Consider the following 10,403-nt stretch of genomic DNA (forward strand, 5'->3'; position numbering starts at 1 on the left):
AACTTTATTCGCAAGAACGAGGGGTTAATAATAAATAGAGAACGGGTACTAAAATCAGGACCACAAAGGTGGCGAAGAGTACCCCAAACCCCAAACTTAAAGCCATGGGGATAAGGAAGCGGGCCTGTACGGACGTTTCAAAAATCATGGGTGCCAGCCCCACGAAGGTTGTCAGTGAGGTTAATAAGATCGGCCTCAGGCGGCTAATACCGGCATGTATGACGGCTTTATAGGGGGTTAATCCGGTATCCCGTGCACGGTTAGCACCATGTATCAGAATTAATGAATCGTTCACCACAACACCGGAAAGTGCAATGATTCCCAAAATACTGACCAAGCTCATACCATAATCCATGACCATGTGCCCGGCGACAGCACCCACAAAGCCCATGGGGATAACCGACATGATGATTAAGGGTTGGCGGTAACTGGCAAAAGGGATGGCCAATAAGGCATAGATCACCACCAAGGCAAGCAGGTAGTAGTGACGTAAAACTGTAAAGGTATCATCATTTTCTCTTTTGGCCCCCACATAGCGGCTCTTAAGGGCAGGAAAAGCTGCTTTTAAAGCCGGAATAATATTTGAATTTAATTGTTTCATGGCTTTGCGGGGGTCTCGAACCCCCGGCGCCAACTCCCCGGAGACATTAATTACCCGTATACTGCCCTCCCGCACAATGGTGGTCGGGGCGGTACTTCTCTTAAAAGTCGCCACATGGGGTAGGGGGACCATCTCCCCTTGTGGGGTGTGTATCAAGAGCTTTTTAAGATCCAATTCATTGCGTCGCTGATGACTGGGAAAACGCACCATAATGCGCATTTCATGGCGATTACGTTGTTCACGCACCGCTTCGGCCCCATAAATGGCATCGCGTAGTTGATTGGCAACATCATTGGCGGTAATGCCATAATTGGTTGCCAAGGGGGTTAAGGTAAAATCCAGCTGCGGTTTACCAACTGAAAACCCACTTTCGACATTAACCAGTTGATCCATACGACGCATGTGCTGTTCTAACTGTTGGGCAGCCTGCTCCAACATGCGTAGATCAGGATGAGACAGTTCCACGTCGACATCGGCCCCAGCACCAGGCCCAATATTGTAATGAAAACTCAGCCCTTCAATCTCAGGGGGTAGGGGGGTCATGGCTTGACGCCACGCCGTGGCAAACTGTGAGGCACTCACCCCTGTCTTGGCAATATCCTTTAAATGCAGCTCCATGGCCACGAGGTGGCTACCACTGCTGGGGCGGGGAGAGCCATGACCGCCAGTCCGAACAGCTTCTCCCACACGGGTAAACATGCCATCAATTAATGAGGGATCCCCTAAATGTTCTGCAGCTTTCCGGGCGGCATGCTCCAGCTTTTTTTGCATGGCGAGGGTTTGATTATAAGGTGCGTCGTGGGCCAAACGCATACTAGCCCGGACATCATCATCCTCGACTTTTGGGAAAAAGTTAAAAGGTACGGTACCACTTTTAACCAAAGCGATGGAAAGTGCTAATAGAACCATGGAGAAGGTAATGACACTCCAGCGGTGCCGGAGAGAGAAGAGCAGAATGGGCCGGTAATAGCCCAAGGTAAAGCGCTGTAGGGCACGCCCCATGCCTTTGCGACTGGCTTGACGGAGTTTTTGAATATCTAACCCTGCGGTATGGGCTAAATGAGCAGGCAAAACATAAAAGGATTCGAGCAAAGAAAAAAGCAGTACCAATACGACAATGGCTGGGATCAGCATAAAAATTTTACCCAGCGTACCGGGTACAAAAAACAGCGGCATAAAAGCTGCCACCGTGGTCAGTATTGAAAAAGTAACTGGGGTTGCGATCTGCCGTGTTCCAGTTATGGCTGCGCCTGTTGTCGGCACACCGCGCTGCATTTGAGCGTAGATGTTTTCACCAACGACAATGGCATCATCCACCACCAACCCTAATGTCACAATGAAGGCAAAGAGGGTGACCATGTTGATGGAGAGATCAGCCCCTGGCATAAGCACAAAGGCCCCTAGAAATGAGAAGGGGATACCTACCGCAACCCAGGCAGCCAGGCGCAGATTGAGAAACACGGCAAGGATGATCAAGACCAGTATCAAACCCAGCCCAGCATTTTTTAACAGTAGTTGAATACGGCCCTTTAAAATTTCTGAATTATCTTTCCAGGTGTCGACATGAATGGTTTGAGGCAAGGTTTGCCTGAGCTGCTCTGCATAAGCTTTAACACGATCACTAACCCCTGTCGGGGTCTCTTTCCCAACACGATAAGCGGTTAAGCGCAGTGCTGGCGTACTGTTGAAGTAGTAGGCTTTTTCTTCATCTTCGCGGTACGCATCACGGATGGTGGCAATATCACCTAAGCGTACGGCTGCTCCCCGGGTATCTTCAACAATAACCAGATCTTTTAGTTTACTTCCTTGTCGTCTGCGCTCGTTCACGCGTATCAGGGTATCCCCTGCTTGGTTCTTTAATGTACCGGCTGGCCGCTCTAAGCTTGATTGACCAATACGTATGGCAACATCGTTTAACGTCAGTCCTAGAGATTCCAACTGTTCTCTATGCATTTCAACATGGATCTCAGGGTCAGGTAGTCCACTCAGCTCAACCTGTGTAATGCCAGGAATACGTAAAAGATCTTGTCTGGCCCGTTCTGCAACCGGTTGCAGGTCTGCCATAGGAATATGGGCTGAGAGAATAAGATCAATAACATGACGTTTATTGACCACACGCTTAACCACCGGCCTTTCTGATTCCTGTGGGAAGGTGGTAATTCGGTTCACTTCACTCTGAACATCATTGAGGATGCGGTCACCATCGACATCTCGTTGCAGTTCAAGACTGATACGCGCTTGCCCCTCTGCTGCGTTAGAAGAGACACTTTTGATCCCATCTAACCCCTGAACCACCTCCTCAACCGCAAGCACAATGCCTTGTTCAACTTCTAAAGGGCTCGCGCCGGGATAGTCCACCGTGATCACGACCCGATCCAGGTCAAATTCAGGAAAAATTTCCTGCTTACTTTCCAACAAACCCAACAGGCCCCCAACAATCACAACCACCATGAATAGGTTGGCAGCCACAGGATTATGGACCATCCAGGCAATGGGCCCATGGGGTGTTGTCTGTGTGGATCGTTCATGAACGGGTTGTGGACGGTTGGGCATCATGGTTATTTGGCTCCGCTTGGCTTGGTGCGGGGCTGCTGTTCAGTAAGGGTGACGGGTTGCCCGTCAACGGGTAGTGAAAGAGGGCTTACCACCAGGTTAAGATGACGCTGATCAGACTGAGGTATGCGGACATACAACACCCCTTGATCTTCCCACATAGGTTCTATGGTATAGGATTTTAATGCTTGGTTTTGGACTGTCCATATCCGGTTGCCATCCTCGGTTGCTTGCGTTGGGATGGCATAGATATGTGGTTGAGGAGAGCCTGTTAATTGGGCATGAACAAAACTGCCAGGTAACAGTGGCAAGCCACGGCTCATCATCGGGTTATCCAGCTTGGCCAATAGCGTCAAACGCCGCGTTGTGGTTTGCAACTCACCTAAAACCCCTGTGAGCTGTGCCACCGTTGCTGGCACTTGCATATTGGTACTGGGACGCAAAAATAGTTTTGGCCCTTTACCTTGTTGAATTTTCTTATGGTTCAGTAGTGAAAACTGAGGTTGAGCCATACTTAAATGCACTAAAAAATGATCACTGGCAATCAAACGAGCAATCTCTTGCCCTGCAACAAGCCATTGCCCCATCGCCACATCTTTGCTGACCACCAATGCATCAAAAGGGGCAAAGAGCAGGGTATAACGATGCTCTCTTTTAGCCTGCTCATGTTCAATACGTGCGGTTGCCAGCTTTTGTCGAGCAACCCCTAGATGGGGAAGTCTTAGTGCCAGGTCACTGGCCTGCTTGCTGTCACCCCGGCGCAAAACCGCCCAGTCCTGCTTGGCGAGTTTTTGCCGACCTGCTTCAATTTCCAACTCCAGTTCCGCAGTACGCGCACGGCTAGCCAGCAGTTTGATATGTCGTTTGGCCTCTTGATCCTCTAATCGAACCAATAACGCCCCTTTTTTTACCGTGCCCCCTAAAATCAGATTGGGGTGAACCTCCACCACACGCCCTGCAATACGTGGCATTAAACGTAATTGACGGCTGGGGTAAACTTCTCCTGTGAGTGTCATTTTAGGGGCGTGCCATGCAGGCTGGATGGCTTGTACTTGAATGTTTGGCCTCGCCTGCATGGAGACAGGTGTGGCCGGTAACGGATCCATGGTTCCGATATAGCGGATCGCCATGGCACCACCCGCTAAAATAAGCAGTGGAAAAAGTAGGGTTTGTAATGCCTTAAAACGGTTCATGGTGGGCTCAGAGCTTTAGGTTGACTGAGATCATAATACAGACCATCCAAATAGCAGCTGACTGCTGATGGGATAGGTTTTTTTAGCAGTGTGGGCTGCGTACCTAGGTTTGGGAAGGATTTATAGAAAAAGTTCATGGATAGGTGCAGGTTTTTATTTGACGTGTATGTGAGTAAACCATGAAAGAGATGAATAAAATGCGACGCACATGCGCCTTGCGTTGTGATGAGATGAATACTACGGAAAAACATACTGCAAAGGTGTTTTTGACGTAGCCAAGGGTCTGTGACACATGTCAAAAGGGTTCATCCCTTCACGCCGTTAAAGATGGGATTACGCGCTGTACATTTGATTACAAGGCACACTATGGGGTGGTATCAGTCATGTCTGAACGGATTTTAATTGTTGAAGATGAGACCGACCTGTTGCGGACGCTTGAATATAATTTCAACCAATCCGGGTTTGATACAATGACAACCACCAATGGTCGTGAAGCTGTGCGTCTGGTCTCGCAAAAACCAGGGCCAGATCTGATCGTACTGGATGTTATGTTACCCGGTATCTCAGGTTTTGATGTGTGTAAAACCCTACGCAGTCGGGAGGGTACCCGAAAAATTCCCATTATTATGCTGACAGCCCGTGGAGAGAGTGAAGATCAGGAGATGGGCTTTGATATGGGGGCGGATGACTATGTGACCAAGCCATTTAGCATGCGTGAGCTGCTTTTACGTGTTAAAGCCATACTGCGCCGTGCCCATGTTGTCTCCGCACCAGACTTACCCGTGGAAGATCTCTGTTTTGGCCCTTTAAAGGTGGATCAGACTGCACACCAAGTGTGGGTAACAGGTCAAGAAATACAGTTAACCTTTATGGAATTTAAACTGCTGGTGGCTTTTTTGGAAAACCGAGGGCGTTTGTTAACCCGCGATTTTCTATTGGATGAAGTTTGGGGTCTCTCCGCCGCGGTACAAACCCGTACCATTGATACCCATGTAAAACGTTTGCGCCAAAAACTGGGGGTGGCAGGGCAATATATTGAAACCCTGCGCGGTGCCGGTTACCGCTTTGTTAAAGAACTGGGACGTGACCAGTAAGTATGGATCAAACGGAAATACACCGTAAAAATATGTGCATGACATATCCTTGCCAATGCTCGATCAAGAGCATCCATTAAGAACCCTTATCTTTAATCAGCTACTCTGCTGTTTTTGCAGTTTTTTCTCTCTTATCATATGGAGCTTGAATTTTTTTTTAACTCCAGGCAACTTGGTATCTATCAATGTTACAAATATAGGCTGTGCTGTGCACAGGTGCTCTATATCTGTTCAACATTCGGAGAGGCCATGGACGAGTCGACCTATATGGAAGAGAAGCCGCGCATCCTGATTGTGGATGACCGGCCGGAAAATATTCTAACCATTGAAGAGACGCTCCGTGATTTAGAAGCTGAGCTGGTCACTGCACGCAGTGGAAATGAAGCCCTAAGTTTGCTTTTAGATGGACCTTTTGCGCTGGTTATTATGGATGTTCACCTACCTGACCTGAGTGGTTTTGAGGTGGTGGATTTAATGTCCAATGTCCAACGCACTAAACGTATTCCCATCATATTTATCTCCGCCGTGCATAAGGATGAAAGCCATATCTTTAAGGGCTATTATCTGGGTGCTGTGGATTATATGCTCAAACCCTTTGAACCTGCGATTCTCCGTGGCAAGGTTTCCGTTTTTCTTGCGCTTGATCAACAAGGTAAAGTTATTGAGCGCCAAAAAGCGGATCTCCAGCGAAGCCGGGATCTTCTAGAGGAGCGTGTTGTACAGCGTACAGCTCAGCTCTCTGAGCTCAATGAACGGTTACAGTCAGAAATGACGGCCCGCTCTGTGGTGGAAAAAGCTCTTTCCAGTTCGGAAGAGACTCTGCGCAACCTGTTAACCTATACGCCTGATGTGATCATTTCACTCAACGGTGAAAATGCCATTCGTTTTATCAATCGGGCGGGTGCTCTACCACTACCTCAAGCTTTGGAAGTTGGTGACTCTCTAACCGCACAACTACCCACTTCAACAGCAAAGCGTATGGCCCGTGCCATCTCATTAGCCAGAGGCCAGCAAAAAGCCCAAACCGTAACATTAGCCATTGGGGAAGCCAGTTGGTGGGAGGCTCAAATTCTACCAAGCAATACTGTCAACGATGGCCCTTCTGATCTGCTTTTGATCATTCGTGATATGACCGAACGACGTAGCATGCTTACCCGCATGGTGCGCAATGCCCACTTGGTGACCATCGGTGTGTTGGCCAGTTCTGTGGCCCATGAGATCAATAATCCCAATAATGCGATTCAATTTAATGCTGCTTTTATCAATAAGGCATGGCGGGATGCTCAACCTATTCTAAAAGCTTATGCCGAGGAAAATGGTAGCTATGATCTTGGTGGAATACCCTTTGAGGAAGTCCAAGAAGAGATGCCTAAACTGCTGGATGGCATCGGTAAAAACTCCAACCGCATTAAAGAGATCGTCTCGTCACTCAAACAGAATAGAAGAGATGCCGAAGTTGCTTTGCAGCCGGTGAATATGTTGGAGGTGGTGGAAGAGGCGCTCTCTATCCATGAACACCTTCTAAACCGTTATGGTATTACAGTAGATTTGGCGATTGCTGGTGACCTGCCAATGATCTCAGGGGTTCAGCTACAGCTGGAACAGGTACTGGGAAATGTGATCAGTAATGCCCTTGAAGCCATGCGGGAGCAGGGGGGGACCTTGCAGATCCATGGTGGGGTGATGGAGAGTAACGAACGGCTTGTTATTTTGGTGCAGGATAGTGGGGATGGTATGCAGGAGGATCAGATGAAGCGGGTTTGTGAACCCTTCTTTACCACCCGTCAGGAGCAAGGGGGGACAGGGCTTGGTCTCTCCATCACCTCTCGGATCTTACGTGATCATGGTGGCGAGCTCTCTTTTGAGTCAGAGCCTGGTCAAGGCACCCTGGTGCGCATTGAACTCCCCACCAATAAAAAGGGCATCTCATGACCCAAAGCCACCCAGTGGCCATTCCTCCTACTTTTTTGGTGGATGATGAAGTTGATATTCTTTTGGCTTCTCGTATTACCCTGCGTAGTCATGGTATTACCCAGGTTGAGACCTTGGAGGATGGTCGGCAACTGATTGGGCGTATTGCCCAAGAAGGGGCTGCTGTGGTGGTGGTGGATCTCATGATGCCACAAATCAGTGGTATTGATCTGCTCATTGAGGTTAAAAAACACTACCCTGAAATTCCCGTTATTGTCATGACAGCACTGGAGGAAGTGGAAGTTGCCATCCGCTGCATGAAAGAAGGGGCGTTTGACTATCTGCTTAAGCCGGTCGAAGAGACGCGCTTTGTCTCTGCGGTTAAACGTGCGCAAGAGATGTACAGCCTTCGGCATCAGCTTGATACCTTACGTCATCATATGTTGGCTGATGGGGTCGAGCATCAACAGGCTTTTGAAGGAATTATTACCCAGAGCAATAAAATGCTTGCCCTGTTTCGGTATGCGGAAGCTGTTGCCAAGTCTAATGAACCGGTTCTGATCACCGGTGAAACAGGTACCGGAAAAGAGCTGGTCGCCCGTGCAGTACACAACTTAACCGAGCGTGCTGGGCAGTTTGTGGCCGTAAATGTGGCAGGCATGGCAGGTGATCTTTTTTCAGATACCCTGTTTGGTCATAAAAAGGGCGCTTTTTCCAGTGCAGACTCTGTACGTTCTGGTCTTATCCACCAAGCTGAAGGGGGCACACTGTTTCTGGATGAAATTGGTGATCTGAATATTGTTGATCAGGTTAAATTACTAAGGTTGCTGCAAGAGGGCCAATACTATCCACTGGGTTCTGATGTGCCTCAGCGTAGCAATGCGCGAATTGTGGTGGCAACCAATGTTAATTTACAGGCAAAAATGCGTGATGAAACCTTCCGCTCAGACCTGTTCTTTCGACTTTCAGCTCACCATTTGCAAATTCCATCTCTGAGAGAGCGCAAAGAGGATCTTCCTCTACTGGTTTCGGCTTTTTTGCAAATGGCCGCCAAAGAGATGGATAAAAAAACACCCACCCCCCCACACGAACTCTTTACGCTGTTGGCCACTTATGACTACCCAGGTAATGTGCGGGAATTACGCGCCTTGGTTTGGGATGCTGTAGCACGGCACCAGGGGGGCGTACTTTCAATGTCTAGCTTTCGGACGGCGATCAAACCAGCCAAGCTACCGGTTATAGAGTCTCCTCAAAACGTGGGGGATCAAGACGGGTTCTTTAGCCATGTTCAAGGAAACCTGCCTACATTGAAAGAGGCAGAGGTCGCTTTGGTGGAAGAGGCGATGCACCGGGCAGACAATAACCAGGGTATTGCCTCTGGCATGTTAGGGATCTCCCGCTCAGCTTTAAACCAACGCTTAAAAAAAATGCGTAGCTGTTAACAAGTGCCATGTGTGGGCTAGCAGCGCCACTCCTGTTCTATGGTTGCGGCATCGGCAGGTCGGCTAAAGAGATAACCTTGACCAATGGGGCACCCCAGTTGCCGCATAACATCAGCTTGATAGTCGGTCTCTACACCTTCCGCCACCACCTCTAAGTGAAGACTCCGGGCTAAGGACTGAATACCGTTAACCATGGGTAGCGCATAGCGGTCGTCACTTCCCAACGGTTGAATAAAAGATCGATCAATCTTTAGCACATCCACATCAAAACGGCTTAAATAGCTTAAGGATGAATAGCCGGTACCAAAATCATCAATGGCCAAGCGCACCCCAATATCTTTTAGAGCTTTGATCAAGGGTACACTCTGTTGAGCGTTTTCCATCATGACTGTTTCAGTGATTTCAAGCTCTAACCAGTGTGGTTCTAGTTGATAGGTTTCCAGAAGGGCTTCAATCTGGCCTGGAAGTACTTCCCCACGTATTTGATGACTGGAAAGATTAACAGACATACGCAGTTCAGGGGGCATACGCCCATGGTCACGCCATTGGCGCAGTTGAGCACAAGCTTGTTCGAGTAACTGTAGTCCCATCGGGATGATTAACCCAGACTCTTCAGCAATGGCAATGAACTGGCCGGGCATTAACAACCCTTCTGTCGGATGTTGCCAGCGTACCAAAGCTTCAACACCGATTAAGGCTCCGGTGGGTAGGTCTATTTGAGGTTGGTAGTGTAAGATCAAGCCCTGCTTGTTCTGTAACGCCTGCTCTAGTGAGCTTTCCAACATCATGCGGCGTTGGGATTGGGCATCCATTTCACTGTTGAAAAAGGCAAACCCTCGCTCTCTTTTTTGCTTGGCATGGTACATTGCAGCGTCAGCATGGCGCATTAAATCTTCTTGGTTATCGCCATCATCCGGGTACAGAGCAATACCTACGCTGGCACCAATAAGCAAACGTCGCCCATTAAGCTCAACAGGTTCGGATAGTTTTTGGGTGATCTTTTGGGCCACTTGTGCGGCTGCTTCAGCATGTTTGATGTCACTGGCAATGATGGTAAATTCATCGCCTCCCATACGGGCTACCACATCATTATCACGCACCATATGGGTTAACCTTTGCCCAACAGCAATTAAGAGCTGGTCGCCAACCGAGTGGCCAAATGTGTCATTGACCCGCTTAAAAAGATCCAGATCTATAAAAAACAGAGCAAACTGTTTACGCTGGCGACGGCTACTACGGATCTCTTGTTGCAGCCGGTCATGAAACAGCGTTCGGTTAGGCAGTTGGGTTAACGAATCTTGGAAGGCCAGTGTCTCCAACCGCTGCTCTGCTTGTTTGGCGGTGGTAATATCTGAAAAAATACCAACATAGTAACGAGGGTTGCCTTGTAAGTCGGTAACGGTGTTGATGCGTAGCCGTTTAGGGTAGAGCTCTCCATTTTTTCGTCGATCCCAAATTTCCCCACTCCACGAGCCATGCTCTTTGAGATCTTCCCACATCTGAGTATAAAACTGACTATCATGGCGGTCAGATTTTGAAAAACCAGGGTTCAGACCCAATACCTCATGACGTTCATAACCACTGATGGCACAAAAAGCTGGGTTGATAT

6 protein-coding genes are annotated in these 10,403 nt (G+C 48.6%); 3 read left to right on the plus strand and 3 right to left on the minus strand.

What is annotated here, in order from left to right:
- Positions 1–4 precede the first annotated feature (4 nt).
- Entirely contained in the window at positions 5–3,157 is a 3,153-nt protein-coding gene (locus tag V5T57_RS19370; RefSeq protein WP_332892914.1) for an efflux RND transporter permease subunit, read from the minus strand.
- Between the two features lie 2 nt (positions 3,158–3,159).
- Positions 3,160–4,347: an efflux RND transporter periplasmic adaptor subunit gene (locus V5T57_RS19375; protein WP_332892915.1), complete on the minus strand. Its 1,188-nt coding sequence runs from the start codon at positions 4,345–4,347 to the stop codon at positions 3,160–3,162.
- Between the two features lie 383 nt (positions 4,348–4,730).
- Between V5T57_RS19375 and V5T57_RS19380 the strand changes: the two genes are divergently transcribed.
- The 3 genes from V5T57_RS19380 (at position 4,731) to V5T57_RS19390 (ending at position 8,794) form a co-directional block, all read left to right on the plus strand.
- Positions 4,731–5,441: a response regulator gene (locus V5T57_RS19380; RefSeq protein WP_332892916.1), complete on the plus strand. Its 711-nt coding sequence runs from the start codon at positions 4,731–4,733 to the stop codon at positions 5,439–5,441.
- 249 nt (positions 5,442–5,690) lie between these two features.
- Positions 5,691–7,373 carry an ATP-binding protein gene (locus V5T57_RS19385; protein WP_332892917.1) on the plus strand — a complete coding sequence of 561 codons (1,683 nt, stop codon included), beginning with the start codon at positions 5,691–5,693 and terminating at the stop codon, positions 7,371–7,373.
- Complete coding sequence (locus V5T57_RS19390; protein ID WP_332892918.1) at positions 7,370–8,794, plus strand: sigma-54-dependent transcriptional regulator; 1,425 nt, start codon at positions 7,370–7,372, stop codon at positions 8,792–8,794. The genes V5T57_RS19385 and V5T57_RS19390 overlap by 4 nt, the downstream gene beginning before the upstream one ends.
- 17 nt (positions 8,795–8,811) lie before the next feature.
- Here V5T57_RS19390 and V5T57_RS19395 read toward each other — a convergent pair.
- On the minus strand, positions 8,812–10,403 hold a 1,592-nt coding region (locus V5T57_RS19395), incomplete at its 5' end, for a putative bifunctional diguanylate cyclase/phosphodiesterase (protein ID WP_332892919.1).

Source organism: Magnetococcus sp. PR-3 (genome assembly GCF_036689865.1).
GTDB lineage: Bacteria > Pseudomonadota > Magnetococcia > Magnetococcales > Magnetococcaceae > Magnetococcus.

Excerpts from the sequence above, each read along its gene's own strand:
- V5T57_RS19370 (WP_332892914.1), bottom strand. The coding sequence starts at position 3,157 with ATGATGCCCAACCGTCCACAACCCGTTCATGAACGATCCACACAGACA.
- V5T57_RS19380 (WP_332892916.1), top strand. The coding sequence starts at position 4,731 with ATGTCTGAACGGATTTTAATTGTTGAAGATGAGACCGACCTGTTGCGG.
- V5T57_RS19375 (WP_332892915.1), bottom strand. The coding sequence starts at position 4,347 with ATGAACCGTTTTAAGGCATTACAAACCCTACTTTTTCCACTGCTTATT.
- V5T57_RS19390 (WP_332892918.1), top strand. The coding sequence starts at position 7,370 with ATGACCCAAAGCCACCCAGTGGCCATTCCTCCTACTTTTTTGGTGGAT.
- V5T57_RS19385 (WP_332892917.1), top strand. The coding sequence starts at position 5,691 with ATGGACGAGTCGACCTATATGGAAGAGAAGCCGCGCATCCTGATTGTG.